The 17,199-nt window shown below is 73.3% G+C and carries 17 protein-coding genes and 1 riboswitch; of the genes, 6 read left to right on the top strand and 11 right to left on the bottom strand.

All coding sequences use genetic code 11. The features are described 5' to 3' along the window. Positions 1-16: 16 nt before the first annotated feature. From OHA81_RS08345 to OHA81_RS08330, 4 genes are all read right to left on the bottom strand, one after another. Positions 17-1,540: a cobyric acid synthase gene (locus tag OHA81_RS08345; protein ID WP_329194211.1), complete on the bottom strand. Its 1,524-nt coding sequence runs from the start codon at positions 1,538-1,540 to the stop codon at positions 17-19. Next, positions 1,537-2,511, bottom strand: a complete 975-nt coding sequence (locus tag OHA81_RS08340) for a cobalamin biosynthesis protein (RefSeq protein WP_329194209.1) — start codon at positions 2,509-2,511, stop codon at positions 1,537-1,539. Before OHA81_RS08340 ends, OHA81_RS08345 begins: the two co-directional genes overlap by 4 nt. Positions 2,512-2,547: 36 nt before the next feature. Continuing rightward, positions 2,548-2,681: riboswitch (cobalamin riboswitch) on the bottom strand. Between the two features lie 173 nt (positions 2,682-2,854). Next, complete coding sequence (locus tag OHA81_RS08335; protein WP_329194208.1) at positions 2,855-3,076, bottom strand: hypothetical protein; 222 nt, start codon at positions 3,074-3,076, stop codon at positions 2,855-2,857. A gap of 28 nt (positions 3,077-3,104) precedes the next feature. After that, positions 3,105-4,370, bottom strand: coding sequence for an inorganic phosphate transporter (locus tag OHA81_RS08330; protein ID WP_329194207.1), 1,266 nt, complete (start codon positions 4,368-4,370; stop codon positions 3,105-3,107). A 341-nt stretch (positions 4,371-4,711) separates the two neighbouring features. Here OHA81_RS08330 and OHA81_RS08325 point away from each other — a divergent pair, with 341 nt between their 5' ends. Together OHA81_RS08325 and OHA81_RS08320 are read left to right on the top strand one after the other, a co-directional pair. After that, positions 4,712-5,842, top strand: a complete 1,131-nt coding sequence (locus OHA81_RS08325; RefSeq protein ID WP_329194205.1) for an alpha/beta hydrolase — start codon at positions 4,712-4,714, stop codon at positions 5,840-5,842. A gap of 117 nt (positions 5,843-5,959) precedes the next feature. Continuing rightward, positions 5,960-7,471 carry a hypothetical protein gene (locus OHA81_RS08320; protein ID WP_443056472.1) on the top strand — a complete coding sequence of 504 codons (1,512 nt, stop codon included), beginning with the start codon at positions 5,960-5,962 and terminating at the stop codon, positions 7,469-7,471. 76 nt (positions 7,472-7,547) lie between these two features. Here OHA81_RS08320 and OHA81_RS08315 read toward each other — a convergent pair whose 3' ends face one another. Continuing rightward, positions 7,548-7,943 carry a VOC family protein gene (locus OHA81_RS08315; RefSeq protein ID WP_329194203.1) on the bottom strand — a complete coding sequence of 132 codons (396 nt, stop codon included), beginning with the start codon at positions 7,941-7,943 and terminating at the stop codon, positions 7,548-7,550. Between the two features lie 107 nt (positions 7,944-8,050). Next, positions 8,051-8,941 (bottom strand): KPN_02809 family neutral zinc metallopeptidase, encoded by an 891-nt coding sequence (ypfJ, locus tag OHA81_RS08310; RefSeq protein ID WP_329194201.1) that lies wholly within the window; start codon positions 8,939-8,941, stop codon positions 8,051-8,053. Between the two features lie 261 nt (positions 8,942-9,202). Between ypfJ and OHA81_RS08305 the strand changes: the two genes are divergently transcribed. The 3 genes from OHA81_RS08305 (at position 9,203) to OHA81_RS08295 (ending at position 12,306) form a co-directional block, all read left to right on the top strand. Continuing rightward, positions 9,203-10,801, top strand: coding sequence for an ABC-F family ATP-binding cassette domain-containing protein (locus OHA81_RS08305; protein ID WP_190181943.1), 1,599 nt, complete (start codon positions 9,203-9,205; stop codon positions 10,799-10,801). A gap of 385 nt (positions 10,802-11,186) precedes the next feature. Beyond that, positions 11,187-11,408, top strand: coding sequence for a helix-turn-helix domain-containing protein (locus tag OHA81_RS08300; RefSeq protein ID WP_005319113.1), 222 nt, complete (start codon positions 11,187-11,189; stop codon positions 11,406-11,408). Positions 11,409-11,526: 118 nt separating this feature from the next. Next, positions 11,527-12,306 carry an enoyl-CoA hydratase/isomerase family protein gene (locus OHA81_RS08295; RefSeq protein ID WP_329194192.1) on the top strand — a complete coding sequence of 260 codons (780 nt, stop codon included), beginning with the start codon at positions 11,527-11,529 and terminating at the stop codon, positions 12,304-12,306. Positions 12,307-12,406: 100 nt separating this feature from the next. Here the strand turns inward: OHA81_RS08295 and OHA81_RS08290 are convergent, their stop codons facing one another. From OHA81_RS08290 to OHA81_RS08270, 5 genes are all read right to left on the bottom strand, one after another. Next, positions 12,407-13,162 carry an SDR family oxidoreductase gene (locus OHA81_RS08290; protein ID WP_329194190.1) on the bottom strand — a complete coding sequence of 252 codons (756 nt, stop codon included), beginning with the start codon at positions 13,160-13,162 and terminating at the stop codon, positions 12,407-12,409. Between the two features lie 10 nt (positions 13,163-13,172). Beyond that, complete coding sequence (locus tag OHA81_RS08285; protein ID WP_329194189.1) at positions 13,173-13,961, bottom strand: SURF1 family cytochrome oxidase biogenesis protein; 789 nt, start codon at positions 13,959-13,961, stop codon at positions 13,173-13,175. 48 nt (positions 13,962-14,009) lie between these two features. After that, the gene (locus tag OHA81_RS08280) at positions 14,010-14,270 is read right to left on the bottom strand and encodes a hypothetical protein (RefSeq protein ID WP_329194187.1); all 261 of its coding nucleotides are present in this window, start codon (positions 14,268-14,270) and stop codon (positions 14,010-14,012) included. A gap of 64 nt (positions 14,271-14,334) precedes the next feature. Then, the gene (locus tag OHA81_RS08275) at positions 14,335-15,312 is read right to left on the bottom strand and encodes a DEDDh family exonuclease (protein WP_329202091.1); all 978 of its coding nucleotides are present in this window, start codon (positions 15,310-15,312) and stop codon (positions 14,335-14,337) included. A 282-nt stretch (positions 15,313-15,594) separates the two neighbouring features. Then, on the bottom strand, positions 15,595-16,290 hold the full coding sequence (locus OHA81_RS08270; RefSeq protein WP_329194186.1) for a TetR/AcrR family transcriptional regulator: 696 nt from the start codon (positions 16,288-16,290) through the stop codon (positions 15,595-15,597). 110 nt (positions 16,291-16,400) lie between these two features. On the opposite strand from OHA81_RS08270, the gene OHA81_RS08265 reads away from it, so the two are divergent. Then, positions 16,401-17,198 (top strand): acetoacetate decarboxylase family protein, encoded by a 798-nt coding sequence (locus OHA81_RS08265; RefSeq protein WP_329194185.1) that lies wholly within the window; start codon positions 16,401-16,403, stop codon positions 17,196-17,198. The last annotated feature ends 1 nt before the right edge of the window (position 17,199 follow it).

Here is a 17,199-nt window from a genome sequence, read left to right as displayed (position 1 = left end):
CGCGGCGCCGCGGGCCTCACGGGGCACCCGGAGGGAGGAAGGGGAGGCCCGTCGGGGCGCCGCCCTCGATCAGACCCAGCAGCGCGGCGGTGTCGGCGTGCTCCTCGATCAGATCGCCCAGCAGGTCCAGCTGCCGCTCCCGCAGCGCGGCGAACGACGTGTCGGCCGCCGGGACGAACCGGCGCCCCGCGGCAGCCGCCACCTCCCGCAGGAACGCCCGGCGGAAGCCGTCCGACTCCAGCGAGCCGTGCCAGTGCGTACCCCACACCCCGCCGACGCGGCAGCCGTCCAGGAAGGGCGTCCCGCCCAGCACCTCGGCCACCCCGTGGTGGATCTCGTACCCCTCCACCGCCTCGCCCAGCGCCGAACCGACCGGCCGCGCCAGGGTCTTCTCCCGCTCGAAGCGGACGCGTACGGGCAGCAGTCCCAGGCCGTCGACGGTGCCCGCCCGGGACTCCACCTCGTCCTCGATCCGCTCGCCCAGCACCTGGAACCCGCCGCAGATCCCCAGCACCGGCCGGCCGGCCGCCGCCCGCGCGGCCAGGGCGTCGGCCAGACCGCGCTCGCGCAGCCACGCCAGAGCCCGCACCGTGCCCCGCGTACCCGGGACCACCACCAGGTCGGCGTCGGTCAGTTCCTCCGGCCGGTCCACGAACCGCACCACGACCCCGGGCTCCGCCGCCAGCGCGTCCACGTCGGTGAAGTTCGACATCAGCGGTACCGCGCACACCGCGACCCGCAGCACGTCCTCGCCGACCGGAGGGGCGACCACGGATTCCCGTACCGCCCCGCGCAGCGAGACCCTCAGGCCGTCCTCCTCGTCGATGCCCAACCCGTGCCGGTAGGGCAGCACGCCGTAGGTGGCCCGCCCCGTCAGCCCGCGGAGCATCTCCATGCCGGGCTCCAGCAGCGAGACGTCGCCGCGGAACTTGTTCACCAGGTAGCCGGCGATCAGCGACTGGTCCTCGGGCGACAGCAGCGCCGTCGTACCGAAGAAGGAGGCGAAGACGCCGCCCCGGTCGATGTCCCCGACCACCACCACCGGGAACCGCGCGGCGCGCGCGATGCCCATGTTCACGATGTCGGTCCGGCGCAGGTTGATCTCGGCCGGACTGCCCGCCCCCTCGCAGATCACGGCGTCATACGTGCCCCGCAGTTCCTCCAGGCAGTCCGTGACGATCCCCAGAAGCTGCTCCTGCCGCCCGCCGTGGTAGCCCCGCGCACTCATCTCGCCCACCGGCTTGCCCAGCAGCACCACCTGGCTGCTGCGGTCACTGCCGGGCTTGAGCAGCACCGGGTTCATCAGCGCGGTCGGCTCCACGCGTGCGGCCTGCGCCTGCATCGCCTGCGCCCGGCCGATCTCCGCGCCCTCGCGCGTGACGAACGAGTTCAGCGACATGTTCTGTGCCTTGAACGGCGCCACCTTCACGCCCTGCCGGGACAGCCAGCGGCAGATGCCCGCCGTCACCACGCTCTTGCCCGCGTCCGACGTGGTCCCGGCTACCAGCAGACCGCCGCCCCGCTTCACACCGTTGCTCATGCCCGCCCCTTCCTCGACCGGCGTACGACCGGCCACCGCGTCACCGCACACCGCAGTGCCACGCACGCCCCAAGCGCCACCCACGTCACCCGACGCGACAGCCGTACCGCCCGCTCGATGTCCGCCACTTCGACCGGCCGTCCTGCGGCGCCGTTCAGCACGGCCCGGTGTTCGACCCGTCCGCCGTACGCGAGGGTCCCGCCGAGGCGTACGCCCAGCGCCCCGGCGAACGAGGCCTCCACCGGACCGGCGTTGGGGCTCGGGTGCGCGGCGGCGTCGGCGCGCCAGGCGCGCACGGCTCCCCGCCGGTCGGGCCCGGACAGTACGGCGGCGAGCGCGGTCAGCCGGGCACCGGGCCAGCCCGCCAGGTCGTCGAGCCGGGCGGAGGCCCAGCCGTAGCGCAGGTAGCGAGGCGACTTGTGGCCGACCATCGCGTCCAGGGTGTTGACGGCACGGAACGCCAGCAGTCCGGGCACGCCCGCGAGGGCGCCCCAGACCAGCGCCCCGACCACGGCGTCGGAGGTGTTCTCGGCGACCGACTCCACGACGGCGCGGGCCAGCTGCTGCTCGTCCAGGGCCTGCGGGTCGCGCCCGCACAGGTGCGGCAGCCGCTCCCGGGCCACCTCGGCGTCCCCGGCGGCCAGCGCCCCGCCGATCGCGCGGGCCTCCCGGCCGAGCGAGGTACCGCCGACGACGGCCCAGGTGGCGGCCGCGGTCAGGGCGATACGGGCGGCAGCGGGCCGGGAGCGCACGGCGCGGGCGCCGAGCGCACCGACGGCGGCCGCGCCCCCGGCGCACACCAGGGTGTGGACCACGCCCCGTGCCCGGTCGTCCCGCCACAGGGCGCGTTCGAGGGCGGCGGCGGCTCGTCCGAAGGCGGCCACGGGGTGCCCGCGGCGCGGATCCCCGAGGATCCGGTCGCCGATCAGGCCGGCCGTGGCGCCGTACGCGAATACGCGATCGGCACGCATGGTGGCAGTTGTGTCCTCGCTCAGGGTCCGCGCCCTGGTTCGACGTGTCCGGCGGCGAGAGTTCCTGGCTCCCGGGACGCACGGACCGCGTGCGCTACCCGGTGACAGTGGCGGGACCGCGCCGGATTCGCACCGGACTTCCTCTCCATGCCGCCGTAATGGCTCGGGCAGTCCACCACGCACCGCGAACGCCCGTCAACTTGCCGTTGACCTGCGGCGAGGGAGCGGGACGGCCGGGCAGGGTACGCGAAAGCTCCCCACGGGAATCCCGCGGGGAGCTTTCGACGACCGGCGCGTCGGCCGACGCACGGTCAGAGCGTCGGCCGACGCGCCGGTCCTCGCGTCAGCTGACGATCAGGTAGATCGCGTAGGCCACGGCGAGGCCGCACAGCGCGAAGCACGCGTACGCGCCGCTGCGGGCCACGGTCGCGGTCCCGCCCTGCTCGGTGGCGGTCTCGTGCTTGGAGAGACCCACGAGGCCCAGGGTGAACAGGGCCACGAGGGCGACGGTGGCGGAGAGGCTGACCCCGAAGACGGAGCCGAGTGCTGCCCAGTCGATCTTCATACCGCTGATTCCTCTGTCGTTCTCGGGGTCAGACCGCGGCGGCCGGGGCCGCGGGTGCCGGGGTGGCCGCCGGGATGGTGGCCTTGAGGTCCTCGTCGGTCACGGCGGCCGTGGTACCGGCGGCGGCGATCGGCGGGACGGTGACGGCGGCCATGGCCGTGGTGACGACACCGGGCGCCTCGGCGGCGGCCGTGGCCGTCTCCGTGACGTTGTGGTGGTCGACGACCTGGCGGCGCGAGATGAACCAGATCGCGGCGCAGGAGGCGACCAGGAAGACCACGACGGCGGCGACGCCGACGTTGCCGGTCCGCATGACCAGCTCCGCACCGGCGCCGACCAGGGCGGCGGCGGGCAGGGTCAGGCCCCACGCGATGAACATCCGGGTGGCGGTGGACCAGCGGACCACGCCGCCCTTGCGGCCCAGGCCCGCACCCATGACCGCGCCGGAGCAGGCGTGGGTGGTGGAGAGGGAGAAGCCGAGGCTGGAGGAGGCCAGGATGACGCTGGCGGCCGAGGTCTGGGCCGCGAAGCCCTGCTGCGGCTGGAGGTCGGTCAGGCCGCTGCCCAGGGTGCGGATGATGCGCCAGCCGCCCAGGTAGGTGCCCGTCGCGATGGCCATGCCGGCCGAGATGATGACCCAGACCGGGGGGTTCGCACCGGACTCCAGGGCGCCGCCCGCGACGAGCGCGAGGGTGATGATGCCCATCGTCTTCTGCGCGTCGTTGGTGCCGTGCGCGAGGGAGACGAGACCGGCCGAGGCGATCTGACCGGCGCGGTAGCCCTTGGTGGAGGTCTTCCCGCCGACCTTGCCGCCGAGCTTGTACGTGAGCCTCGCGGCCAGCATGGCGGCCGCACCGGCCACGAGGGGAGCCGCGACCGCGGGGATGAGCACCTTGGTGACGACAACGCTGCCGTTGACCGCGCCGAGGCCGGCCGAAGCGACCGCGGCGCCGATCAGGCCGCCCATCAGGGCGTGGGAGGAGCTGGAGGGAAGCCCGACCAGCCAGGTGACGAGGTTCCAGAGGATCGCGCCGACCAGGGCGGCGAAGATCACCTCTGGCTGGATGCCCTCCTCGTTGACCAGGCCCTTGGAGATCGTCTTGGCGACCTCCACGGACATGAACGCCCCGACGAGGTTGAGCACGGCGGACATGGCCACCGCGGTCTTGGGCTTGAGAGCGCCGGTCGAGATGGTGGTCGCCATCGCGTTGGCTGTGTCGTGGAAACCGTTCGTGAAGTCGAACACGAGAGCGGTGATGATCACGATCCCGAGGAGAAGCGTTATGTGCTCCATTTACCCAGGCTTCTGTTTGGCGTCAGTGGTTCGGCGACCGTAGGCAACCTGGGTGAACGGAAGATGAACTGAGGGGGGTCGGTCGGTGTCCCGTCCCGGTGCCCGATCGGGGGCTTCCTCCCGATTCGGCCCCAGATCCCGCGATAAGGGCACGTCAGGGCGGGTGAACGTCTGTTTCCGGAAGGAGCTTCGAGCGGCTGGGCGGCCCCGTGCCCGCCGCGCGACGAGACCCAGATCACGTGGCGCTCCCGCCAAGCGGAACCGTCACCGGCCGTGACGCGACGGCTGCGGAACGATCTCCTCCAGTGGCCCGCGCGCCGCCGCGCCCCGACACTGGAGCGGTGCGTACCGCCACAGCGACGGCAGCGGCCGTCACCACGACCCTGATCGGTGCCGGAGCGGCCGTCGTCGCGGCCGGCCGGTACGCCGCCGACGCGGCCCTGCGCCCCGAACCGGGCCGCCCCCTGCCCGGCGTCCCCCGGCTCACCGTCCACTCCACCGCGGCCGGCCGGGTCGTCCTGACCCGCTCCCTGGCCTCCCTGCGCCCCGGCCGGTACGGCCTGGACGCCCCCGGTGTGCACGCCGTCGTCGGCCCCGTCCTCACCGGCGTGCCGCACGGTCCCGACACCGTCGTGCGCCGGCTCCTCGCCGTCACCCACGGCAGCCTCGACCCCGGTACCCGGGTCTGCCTCACCCCCCAGGTCCACCTCGGAAACCCGCGCACGGCCCTCGGCCTCGACCACGCCGACGTCGACGTCCCCGGCGAGCTCGGCCCGCTGCCCGCCTGGTTCGTCCCGGCGGCCCGCGACACCTGGGTCATCACCGTGCACGGGCTCGGCGGCACGCGCGAGCACCCGATGGTCGTCATGCCGTTCCTGCACCGCCACGGGCTGCCCGTCCTCGACCTCGCCTACCGCGGCGACCTCGGCGGCCCCCGCCCGCCCGACGGCGTCGGCCACCTCGGGGAGTCGGAGTGGCGCGACGTCGACGCCGCCATCCGCTACGCCCTGCGCTACGGCGCCCGCCGCGTCATCCTGCACGGCTGGTCCACGGGCGCCACGATGGCCCTGCACGCCGCCGAGCGCTCGGCGCTGGCCGACCGGATCTCCGGACTGGTGCTGGACTCCCCGGTCCTCGACTGGCACGCCACCCTGCGCGCCCTTGCCGCGGCCCGGCGCACCCCGGCGCCGCTGATGCCGTTCGTGCTCCGGGCCGCCGAGAGCCGCGCGGGCCTGCGCGTCGACCGGCGCCCCCCGGGCGCCGACCCCGGCCTGCTGCGGATGCCCGTCCTGATCTTCCACGGCCCCGACGACACGCTCGCCCCCTGGGGGCCCTCCCGCCGGCTCGCCGCGGCCCGCCCCGACCTCGTCACCTTGAAGGCCGTCAGGGACGCCCCGCACGGGGCGATGTGGAACGCCGGCCCCGAGGTGTACGAGGAGACCCTGCGCCGCTTCTTGACCCCTCTCATGTGAAAGCCCTGTGGCGGACGGGGTGGCGTGGCCGTCTTGTCCCGTTATGCGCGCCGGGTCACCCACAGCAACGACCCATTCCGTTTGGGCTTTCGGCCAGTGACGGGCGAGACTGCTTCCGTGACGTCCCGAAAGCCTGATGAGCAGTTGGCTCGCGACTCCAGACTCCGACTCGTCTCCCCGCGCTCCGTCGCCGCGGCCCGCAAGGCGGTGACCGACCGGCGGACGCGAACCACCCCCCGGCCCCCGGCGGGCACGCCCGCGACGGCCGACCTCGCGAACCGGGCCCGGGCCTCACTCGCCGACGCGGTACGCCTGGCCCGCTGGGCCGAGCGGCACCTCGGGGCCGGAGACGGGGGAAGGCCCGCCCCGGCGGGCGCGCTGCCCGCCGCCGACGTCGAACGGGCCGCGGACGACCTGCGCCTGACGCACGGCCAGATCCGTGTCGGCTGGGACCGTGCCCGTCTGTCGGGCCTGGTCGAGGTGCACGGCGGCCACGCCCGGCCGGGCTGGCGCCTGCGCGCCTGGGACCGCGACGACACCGCCGTCCTGCGCGGCTGGGTCGCCCTCTTCGACGCCTGGTCGCTCGTCCACCCGGCTCCCGCCGACATCGCCCCCGCCGCGGTGGCCGAGGTCGTCGAGGCCATGCCCCAACTCCTGTCCCTGCTCCAGCTGTCCGCCGGTCCGGTGACCGTCCCGGACCTGCTGGACCTGCTCGGCCAGCGGGTGACCGAACTGCGCGACGAACGGTGCGAGGTCCCGTACGAGGGCGCTGCCACGGACGGCACCGCCACGGACGGCACCGCCACGGACGGCACCGCCACGGACGCCTGCGCGCACGACGGCCCCGTGGTGGCGGTCACCGCCCGGGCGGCCCCCTCCGCCCAGGAGAGCGCCCCCGCGCCCCCCGTCCCCCTCGCCCGGCTGCTGCGCTGGGCGCTCGGCGGGCTCGCCGCGGTCGACGCCGTCACCCTCGGGCCCGCGCAGGCCACCCTCACTCCGCTCGGCAGCTGGGCCGTATGGGTCAAGCTGGAGCAGATCTGCGTCGCCGCGCAGAGCCCGGCCGGGAACATCGAACAGTCCGCCGCCGCCATGCTGCACGGCTGCGCCCGGCTCACCCCGGGCCCCGCGCGCGCCGAGTACCGGGCCTGGCTCGCCGCCCGGCCCGTCGGACACGCCGTCAGCGAACTGCTCCAGGCCGCCCGCGGCGAGGACGCCCTGCTGCGCGGCCTCGCCTTCGAGGCGCTCCGCGTGGTCGGCGCCCCCGCCGAACCCGAGGTCCGCGGCGCCGTCCGCGATCCGGCGCTGCGGCCCTACGCCCTGCTCTGGCTCGCCGAGCACGACGGGGTGGACCCCGACGAGGCGCAGGACGTCCTCACCCCCGAGGAGTCCACCTGGCTGTGGGTGGACACCGCCGCGGCCATCGCGGACCACGGCGAAGCCGAACTCCTGGCCCGCCACCTCGACTCGGCCGTGCGCACCACCGTGCCCCGGCTGCTGGACGAGGTCCGGGCGGTGGGCCACCCCCGGACCGTGCAGGTCCTGGTCGCGCTGGCGGCCGCCCATCCCGACCCGGCCCTGGCCAAGGCGGTCCGCCGGGCCGCCTTCCAGGTCCACACCGGCGGCGCGTAGCACCGCGGGGCGTGCGGACGCACCGCCTGCACGGGCGCACACGCGTGCGGGCGTACGGAGGTACGCGCCGCCGGGGTCAGACCTGCGGCGCGTACGTCCCGAAGCTCCAGATGTTGCCCTCGGCGTCGCGGGCCATGTAGTCCCGCGAGCCGTAGTCCTGGTCGGTCGGCTCCATCACGATCTCCACGCCGTGCTCCGCGGCCCTGCGGTGGTGGGCGTCCACGTCGTCCACGACGACGTAGACCCCGGCGGGACCGCCGTCCGCCATGGCCTTGTCGAAGGCCCCGCCGCGGCCCTTGCTGCCGAGCATCACCGCGCCGTTCCCGTACGACAGCTCCGCGTGCATCACGGTGCCGTCCTCACCCTCGTAGACGGCGACCTGCGTGAAGCCGAAGGCCTCGGTCAACTGCCGGATCGCGGCCTTGGCGTCGCGGTAGAGCAGCGTCGGAACGATGGACGGAACACCTGCCATGACGATCACTCCCTCTCGTGCGGTGCGCGTGTGCGGATCTGCGCCCAGGTGACCGGCGGGGCGGCCACCTCGACCCGCGGCCCCAGCATGGCAGGCCCCGCCGACGGTCAGCGGAAGGTGTCGCACCGGGCCATGTCACCGGTCCGGTAGCCCTCGTAGAACCACTGCCGGCGCTGCTGCGCCGAGCCGTGCGTCCAGGTCTCCGGGGTGACCCGCCCCTGGAACTTCTCCTGGATCCGGTCGTCGCCCACCGCGGCCGCCGCGTCGAGACCGTCCTGGATGTCCTGCTCGGTGAGGCTGGTGATCAGCGGGCGTCCGGTGGACTCGTCCGGGGTCCGGGTCGCGTTGTGGGCCCACACCCCGGCGTAGCAGTCGGCCTGGAGCTCCACCTTGACCGAGCTGCTGTTCTCGCCCCGCTGCCCGTCCTGGTACGCGCGCAGCACTCCCGTCATGTCCTGGACGTGGTGCCCGTACTCGTGGGCGACCACGTACGCCTGGGCGAAGGGTCCGCCGCTCGCGCCGAACTTCGTCCGCAGCTCCTGGAAGAAGCCCAGGTCGAGGTAGACCTTCCGGTCACCGGGGCAGTAGAACGGGCCGACCGCCGAGGTGGCCGGGCCGCAGGCGGTGTCCACCTGACCGGTGAAGAAGACCGTCGAGGCGGGGACGTACCGGGCACCCCGTCGCAGGAACTCCTGCCGCCAGTAGTCCTGCGTGCTGTTCGTCACGGCGACGAGCCGGCAGTCCTCGCGGGTGTTGGCGTCGTGGCCGGTCCGGCAGGTCTGCTGCACCTGGGCGGCGGACGAGGGGCTCGTCACCGGCCGGGGGCTCCCGCCCGACAGCCCGAGCTGGTCCGGTCCCACCCCCAGCAGCAGTCCCAGGACCAGGGCGATCACACCGACCAGGCCGCCGCCGATCGTGGCCCTGCCGCCGGGGACGCGGCTGCCGCGCTGGTCCGAGACCTCCGACGTGTCCAGATGTGCGTCGTCGTCGAACTGCATGCCGCACCGCCCTCGCTCCCACGTGTCCGCCCCTGCGGCGACCGCCACGTCCTCACTGATACGTGCCCCGGCGCGCGCGGGTGATCCGTGCGCCGAACGGAGGATCCGGTCAGGGCGCGCAGGTCGCCGGGCGCCCCCGAAAAGTGGTTGCGCGCCCCCGGTAGAATGTCTTCATGGCAAATCTCCTCGCGGATTAGCGGCGTCGAAGCTTCGCGCGTCCCTGCCCCCCTTCCGCCGTCCCCACCGCCCTGGAGTATTTCCGTGATCACCGCCACCGGCATCGAGCTGCGCGCCGGCGCCCGCGTCCTCATCGAGTCCGCTTCCTTCCGTGTCGCCAAGGGCGACCGCATCGGCCTGGTCGGCCGCAACGGAGCGGGCAAGACCACCCTCACCAAGTGCCTCGCGGGCGAGGGCCAGCCCGCCGCCGGCTCCATCGCCCGTTCGGGCGAGGTCGGCTACCTGCCGCAGGACCCGCGCACCGGCGACCTCGACGTACTCGCCCGCGACCGGATCCTCTCCGCGCGCGGGCTCGACGTGCTGATCAAGAAGATGCGCATGAACGAGGAGCGCATCGCCACCGGTTCCGGCGGCACCCGCGACAAGGCGATGAAGCAGTACGAGCGCCAGGAGACCGAGTTCCTGACCAAGGGCGGCTACGCCGCCGAGGCGGAGGCCGCCACCATCTCGGCCGCCCTCGGCCTGCCCGACCGGGTGCTCGGCCAGCCCCTGCACACCCTCTCCGGCGGTCAGCGCCGCCGCGTCGAGCTCGCCCGGATCCTCTTCTCGGACGCCGACACCCTGCTCCTCGACGAGCCCACCAACCACCTCGACGCCGACTCGATCGTCTGGCTGCGCGACTACCTCAAGAACTACCGCGGCGGATTCATCGTGATCTCCCACGATGTCGACCTGGTCGAGACCGTCGTCAACAAGGTGTTCTACCTGGACGCCAACCGCGCCCAGATCGACGTCTACAACATGGGCTGGAAGCTCTACCAGCAGCAGCGCGAGGCCGACGAGAAGCGCCGCAAGCGCGAGCGCCAGAACGCCGAGAAGAAGGCCGCGGCCCTCAACTCCCAGGCCGACAAGATGCGCGCCAAGGCGACCAAGACCGTCGCCGCGCAGAACATGGCCAAGCGGGCGGAGCGGCTGCTGTCGGGCCTGGAGGCCGTCCGCGTCTCCGACAAGGTCGCCAAGCTGCGCTTCCCGGACCCGGCGCCCTGCGGCAAGACCCCGCTGACCGCGGAGGGCCTGTCGAAGTCCTACGGCTCGCTGGAGATCTTCACCGACGTCGACCTGGCCATCGACAAGGGCTCGCGCGTCGTGATCCTCGGCCTCAACGGCGCCGGCAAGACCACGCTGCTGCGCCTGCTCTCGGGCACCGAGAAGCCGGACACCGGCACCGTGACCCCCGGTCACGGCCTCAAGCTCGGGTACTACGCGCAGGAGCACGAGACGCTCGACCCCGAGCGCACGGTCCTGGAGAACATGCGCTCCTCCGCGCCCGACCTGGACCTGGTGGCCGTCCGCAAGACGCTGGGCTCGTTCCTGTTCTCCGGCGACGACGTGGACAAGCCGGCGGGCGTGCTCTCCGGCGGTGAGAAGACCCGTCTGGCGCTGGCCACCCTGGTCGTCTCCTCCGCGAACGTCCTGCTGCTCGACGAGCCCACCAACAACCTCGACCCGGCCAGCCGCGAGGAGATCCTCGGCGCGCTGCGGACGTACAAGGGTGCGGTCATCCTCGTCACGCACGACGAGGGCGCGGTGGAGGCCCTGGAGCCGGAGCGGATCATCCTGCTGCCGGACGGCGTGGAGGACCTGTGGGGCCCGGACTACCGGGACCTCGTGGCCCTCGCCTAGTGCGCGCGGGGGCCCCGCGCGGGCCCTCCACGGTCCCCCTCCTGGCGTGATCCAGTTCCTTATGGATCATTCGGCCCACGCGTGATCCATCATCTGAGTGAGGCGGTCTCATACCGCCGCACCGCCACGACGGCCCCGGCCGTGCCCGTTGGGGTACGCGACCGGGGCCCGTCCGGTTTTCGGCGTCCTGCCCCTGACCTGGTGATTCCTTGCGCGGGCGGGGGAGTGTGACGGAGGTCATGCGGCGGAACGCGAGATTCCGCTCTGCTCGTGCGTCCACTCCTCGGCAAATGCCGTCGTACCGACCTTGCTGAATGGGTGGCCAGGATCGCGGAGAGGGGTGATCATGAGAAGTCCAGAGCGCACTTCCCATGAGGAGGCACGGGTGGCCGAGACTCTGAAGAAGGGCAGCCGGGTAACCGGCGCCGCGCGCGACAAGCTCGCGGCAGACCTGAAGAAGAAGTACGACTCCGGTGCGAGTATCCGGGCGCTGGCCGAGGAGACCGGCCGGTCCTACGGATTCGTCCACCGGATGCTCAGCGAGTCCGGAGTCGTGCTGCGCGGTCGCGGCGGCGCGACGCGCGGCAAGAAGGCGGCCTCGGCCTGACCCTGGCCGTCACGGACGGTTCTTCGGTGGCCCCCGGTCGGCCGTGTGGCCGACTGGGTGGTTACTGTGCAGTCACTTAGGCCGGGATTGCCGGCCGCTGCACACCGGAGGCACCGAGATGGCTCTGCTCGACAAGGACGGCGTACGGCTCACCGTGGACGACACGGTCGCCACGGTGACACTGACCAATCCGGCCAAGCGAAACGCTCAGTCCCCCGCGCTCTGGCGGGCTTTGGCGGAGGCCGGACGGTCGTTGCCGGGCAATGTCCGGGTCGTCGTGCTTCGCGGCGAAGGCAAGTCCTTCTCCGCCGGACTCGACCGCCAGGCGTTCACGCCCGAAGGCTTCGAGGGTGAGCCGTCCTTCCTCGATCTGGCGCGCGGTTCGGAAGAACTGCTCGACAGGACCATCGCCGAGTACCAGGAGGCGTTCACCTGGTGGCGGCGCAACGACATCATCTCCGTCGCCGCCGTGCAGGGGCACGCGATCGGCGCCGGCTTCCAGCTCGCGCTCGCGTGCGACCTGCGCGTGGTCGCGGACGACGTGCAGTTCGCCATGCGCGAGACCAGCCTCGGCCTCGTGCCCGACCTGGCCGGGACCCAGCCGCTGACCTCGCTGGTCGGCTACGCCCGCGCGCTGGAGATCTGCGCGACGGGCCGCTTCGTGCATGCCGAGGAGGCCGAACGGGTCGGCCTGGCGAACCTCGTGGTCCCCGTGGACGAGCTGGACGCTGCCGTCCAGGACCTGTCGACGGCGCTGCTGGCCCCGCCGCGCGACGCCGTCATCGAGACGAAGGCGCTGCTCCGCGACGCCACGTCACGCCCCTACGACGCCCAGCGCAGCGCCGAACGTGCGGCGCAGGCCCGCCGTCTGCGCGACCTGGCCGGCCTCTCCGACTGACCTGCCACCCCTCCGCCGCCCGGCGTACCGCGTCCTCCGGGCGGCGGAGGGGCTCCGCGCGTGCGCGAGCCGGGTCACCTGACGCCGGTCGCGGGCGCCGTCAGAAGCCGTGGCGAGCGCCGCCGTCGACCGGGAGCATGACGCCCGTCAGGTAGGACGCCGCCGGGGAGAGGAAGAACGCCGCCGTGCGGCCGAACTCCTCGGCCGTGCCGTAGCGCCGCAGCGGGATGCGCGATTCATTCGCCGCCCGTGCCGCGGCCGCGTCACCGGACAGGCCGTCCAGCTCCCGCACCCGGTCCGTGTCGATCCGCGAGGGCAGCAGCCCGATGACCCGGATGCCCCGCGGGCCCAGGTCCACCGCCAGGGACTTCGCGAAGCCGGCGAGGCCCGGGCGCAGGCCGTTGGAGATGGTCAGGCCGGGGATCGGCTCGTGCACCGAGCCCGAGAGCACGAAGCCGATGACCCCGCCCTCGCCCAGCTCGGCCGCCACTGCCCGGGCGAGGCGGACCGCGCCCAGGAAGACCGACTCGAAGGCGGCCGACCACTGCTCGTCGGTGTTGTCCGCCGCCGCGCCCGGAGCGGGACCGCCGACGCTGATGAGAATGCCGTCGAGGCGGCCGAAGCGTTCCACGGCGGTGGCGACGAGCCGCGCGGCCGCGCCGGGGTCGGAGTTGTCCGCCGCGACGCCCACCGCGTTCGGTCCCAGGGAGGCGGCGGCGGACGTCGCGCGCTCCTGGTCCCGGCCGGTGACGACCAGCTTCGCGCCTTCGGCGGCCAGTTCGCGGGCGGAGGCGTAGCCGAGGCCGCGGGTGGCTCCGGTGACGATGTAGACACGGTCCTCAAGTCCAAGATCCATGCCGGACACGCTACGCCGGGGCGGTCGCCAATTCCGAGGCGGCCTTGGCCGACGCCTCGTCACGGTCCCGCTTCTCCCGGCGCACCAGGATCACCCACCCCACGGGCACCGCCGCGGCGAACAGCCACCACTGCACGGCGTACGCCATGTGCGGGCCGATCGAATCGTGGTCGGGCTCGGCGACCGGCTCCGGGCTGCCGCCCGCCGGGGCGGGGGCGGTGAGCTCCAGGTAGCCGCCGAGCACGGGCCGGCCCACGTACGCCGTCTGCTGGGTGCTGTTGATCAGCATCACCTGGCGCTCCGGCAGGCCCTTGCGGTCCTTGATGCCGCTGTCCCCGCTGGTCTCGTCCGCCTTGAGCCGCCCGGTGACCGTCACCTCGCCCGTGGGCGCGGCCGGCACCGGCGGGTACGCGCGGGAGTCCTCGCCGCCCGCCACCCACCCGCGGTTGACCAGCACCACCCGGCCGTCGTCCAGCACCAGCGGGGTGACGACCTGGAAGCCGACCTTGTCGTCGTTGGAGGTGCGCATCCGCACGACCACCTCGTGCGCCGAGTCATAGGTACCGGTGGCCGAGACCGCGCGCCAGTAGTCGTTCCTCGGGACGACGTGGCCGGGTGAGGTGAGCTCGCTCACGGGGACCGGCTTGCCGTACAGGTTCCTCGCGATCAGCTCGTTCTGCGCGACCCGGTGCTCATGGCGGTGGTACTGCCAGAACCCCAGCTTGATCATCACGGGGATGAGGGCGAGGGTGATGAGGGTGAGGCACACCCACTGCCGGGTCAGCACAAAGCGGTACACGCCCACGACGGTACCCCCACCCGCGAAGGCCGCGGCGGCCGGGTGGCGTCATCCCGGGGAGCCGGCCGCGCTGCCCACCTTGTCGACGATCCCGGCCCTGCCCTCCGCCCGGGCGCAGTGCGCTCCGCAGTACCAGTGGCCGTCCGCCTCGACGCCCTGTCCGATGATCTGCACCCGACAGTGCTCGCAGATGGGCGCCATCCGGTGGATGGCACAGGAGAAGGAGTCGAACACGTGCCGCGCACCGTCCTGGGTCTCCACGTAGAACGCCAGGTCGTAATCGTTTCCGCATACTTCGCAACGGGCCATGCGCCACAGGGTGGGACCGGACGGCGGGCTCGGGGAAGAGGGCGCGTGGCGAGTCGTGCGAGGGTCACCCGTCTGCCGGAGCCACGTCCCTCAGGAGCTGGGTGAAGGCCGCCTCGTCGACCACCGGCGTTCCGAAGGACTTCGCCTTCACGGTCTTCGAGGTCGCCGAATCGGGGTCGTTGGTGACCAGGAGGCTCGTGAGCCGCGACACACTCGTCGCGACGTGCAGACCGGCCTCGACCGCACGGTCCTCCAGGAGCTCCCGGTCCACTGAGGTGTCCCCGGAGAACGCGATCCGCATGCCCTGCTTGAGCGGCTCGCCGTCCTGGAACCGGCCCGGGTTGGGGTACGGGCACGGCGGGCGCTTGCGGGAGGGCCGCCAGCTCGTCGCCCCGAAGGGGCCCTGGTAGCCGATGCGGGGCGCGGCGGGCGAGTCCGACCACTCCGTGAGCGGGCGGCATTCCAGCAGGGGCAGCCGTACGCCGTCCCGGGCGGCGGCGTGCAGCGACGGACGGAAGGCCTCGGCGAGGACGCGGGCGTCGTCGAGGGCGTGGTGGGCGCGCTGCTGGACCACGCCGAAGTGCGCGGCGAGCGACTCCAGCTTGTGGTTGGGCAGCGGAAGGTTCAGCTCCTTCGACAGCGCGATCGTGCACAGCCGCTGACGGACCGGCGCGGCCGCGGCGGCCCGGGCGTACTCACGGGCGATCATCTGCCAGTCGAAGATGGCGTTGTGCGCGACCAGCACCCGGTCCTCCAGGCGGCCGGAGAACTCCTCGGCGATGTCCTCGAAGAGCGGGGCGTCCTGGAGCATGTCGCTGGTCAGACCGTGGATCCACACCGGCCCCGGATCCCGGCGCGGGTTGACCAGGGTGTACCAGTGGTCCTCCACGTTGCCCTGCGCGTCGAGCCGGTAGACGGCTGCGGAGACTATCCGGTCGTCGCGAGCGAGCCCGGTGGTCTCCACGTCGACGACCGCGTACCCCTGGGGGTACGCGGTCGGCCACATCGTCTCTGCGGTCGTTCGGTCGTCGAGCATGGTCACAGAGGATATCGGCACGGACCGACACCCGGGGCCCGACGGGTTTTCACCGGCTGTCCGCCACCGCGCCCCGCCGCTCGTTGCGGCCCGCCGAGGAGGTCGCCGCAGCGGGCGGCCGGCCCGCGCGGCCGGCGCCGCCCCGGCCGGCCGTGGCGGACGAGGCGGACCCGTCGTCGGGCACCTAGGCGGGCAGCGAGGCGGGCAAACAAGCCGGGGAAACAAGACGGGGGACAAGGCGGAAAAGAAGGCCGGCAGTGAGCGGTCGGCCCCTCGGCTGCCGGCGGATCACCCGGGCGCGGGCCGGTCCGGCAGGCGCGGACGGTGTGCGGGCGGCGCGCCGGCACGGCCCGTCGGCGAGGCCGCGCCGGGGGCCAACAGGGCCTGGACGAGAGCCCGTACGGACAGCAGGAACAGCCGTTCCGGATCCGGCGGGCGGGCCAGGGCGCGCGAGAGCGCCGGGTCGCCGGGCGCCGCGGCCGGGCCCCAGAGCTGCCCCTCGTCGGGGGACTGGGCGGGGGAGCGTTCGCGGTTGCGCTCCACCAGCAGGAAGCCGACGATCTGGAACTGGACGGCGCGCACCGCGTCGGCGGCCCGGGCCCCGCGCAGCCCGGCCGCGCGGACCTCCTGCACGAGGGCCTGCTGGGCGGGGAGGAACATCCGCTCCGTCAGCCCGCGTTCGTGGACCATCGCGATCAGGTGCGGCCTCCCGCGCAGTTCGCGGCGCAGCAGCCGGGCCACGGAGACGATCCGCTCGGCCGGGGTGCGGCCCGTGGGCCTGATCGCACCCATCTCCAGCACGGTGCGCTCCACGAGGGCGTCGAGCAGCGATTCGCGGTTGCCGACGTGCCAGTAGATGGAGGTGACGGCGGTGCCGAGTTCCGCGGCCAGCCCCCGCATGGTGAGGGCCGCCGGGCCGTGCCGTCTGACCAGGGACGCGGCCGCGTCCAGTACCTCCTCGCGGGTCAGCGCGCTTCGCGCCATGGATGCGCCGCCAATCTGTCGGTCCGTCAGTTGTCGCGGTCGTGGGTCTTTACCCTTCATCGTCCGCGGTGTAACTGTGTTACAGACCCGACCGAGAGGTGGTGCGAGACATGGCACGCGTACGGTACGGAGCGCGGACCGGGGCCGAGATCACGGCGTCGCGCGAGAAGAGCGCCAAGCTCCCCGACATCTGGTCCACCGGTGTGGTGGCCGTCTGGGAGAGCGACCCGGACGTGGTCGCGGCGGTCCTGCCGCCCCCGCTCAAGCCCGCCGAACGACCCCTGGTACGGGCCAACATCAGCAAGGTCGACCTGCCCGGTTACCCGCTCGGCGCCGGCTCGGTGGCCGTCGCGGCCCGCCACGGCGAGGTCGAGGGCTGGTACCCGCTCGTCATGCCGATGACCCACGAACGCGCCCTGGTCGGCGGCCGTGAGGTGTTCGGCGAACCGAAGAAGCTGGGCGAGGTCACCGTCGAGCGCGAGGGCCTGGTCGTCCGCGCCTCCCTCGCCCGGCACGGCATCGCCTTCGTGGAGGTGCGCGGGGCCGTCGACGGCGCCCTCCCGCTGCCCGGGCCCACCGTCAAGACCGACTTCTACTTCAAGTTCCTCCCCGCCGTCGACGGTTCGGGCTTCGAGGCCGACCCGGTGCTCGTGCACTGCACGCGCAACGAGAAGGTCCGCAGGCTGGAACACCTCACCGGGGACGTGGTGCTGCGCGAGTCGATGTTCGACCCGGTGGCCGACCTGCCCGTACGCCGCATCGTGGAACTGACCATCGGCGAGAAGACCACCGACCAGAAGGGCCGGGTCGCCGAACGCGTCAGCGCCCAGGCCCTCCTCCCGTACATCCACCAGCGCTACGACGACCCGCTCCAGGTACTCGACGGGCCGCCCGAGGGGAGCGTGTGAG

Origin of the sequence: Streptomyces sp. NBC_00667 (assembly GCF_036226825.1) — a bacterium.
Classification (GTDB): domain Bacteria; phylum Actinomycetota; class Actinomycetes; order Streptomycetales; family Streptomycetaceae; genus Streptomyces.
The sequence above is the reverse complement of the archived record's forward strand: the minus strand, read 5'-3'. Positions and strand labels throughout refer to the sequence as shown.

Bases quoted from the DNA above. Each gene is read 5' to 3' on its own strand.
- OHA81_RS08345 (WP_329194211.1), bottom strand. From the start codon at position 1,540: ATGAGCAACGGTGTGAAGCGGGGCGGCGGTCTGCTGGTAGCCGGGACC.
- OHA81_RS08340 (WP_329194209.1), bottom strand. From the start codon at position 2,511: ATGCGTGCCGATCGCGTATTCGCGTACGGCGCCACGGCCGGCCTGATC.
- OHA81_RS08335 (WP_329194208.1), bottom strand. From the start codon at position 3,076: ATGAAGATCGACTGGGCAGCACTCGGCTCCGTCTTCGGGGTCAGCCTC.
- OHA81_RS08330 (WP_329194207.1), bottom strand. From the start codon at position 4,370: ATGGAGCACATAACGCTTCTCCTCGGGATCGTGATCATCACCGCTCTC.
- OHA81_RS08315 (WP_329194203.1), bottom strand. From the start codon at position 7,943: ATGGCAGGTGTTCCGTCCATCGTTCCGACGCTGCTCTACCGCGACGCC.
- ypfJ (WP_329194201.1), bottom strand. From the start codon at position 8,941: ATGCAGTTCGACGACGACGCACATCTGGACACGTCGGAGGTCTCGGAC.
- OHA81_RS08295 (WP_329194192.1), top strand. From the start codon at position 11,527: ATGGCTCTGCTCGACAAGGACGGCGTACGGCTCACCGTGGACGACACG.
- OHA81_RS08290 (WP_329194190.1), bottom strand. From the start codon at position 13,162: ATGGATCTTGGACTTGAGGACCGTGTCTACATCGTCACCGGAGCCACC.
- OHA81_RS08280 (WP_329194187.1), bottom strand. From the start codon at position 14,270: ATGGCCCGTTGCGAAGTATGCGGAAACGATTACGACCTGGCGTTCTAC.
- OHA81_RS08270 (WP_329194186.1), bottom strand. From the start codon at position 16,290: ATGGCGCGAAGCGCGCTGACCCGCGAGGAGGTACTGGACGCGGCCGCG.
- OHA81_RS08265 (WP_329194185.1), top strand. From the start codon at position 16,401: ATGGCACGCGTACGGTACGGAGCGCGGACCGGGGCCGAGATCACGGCG.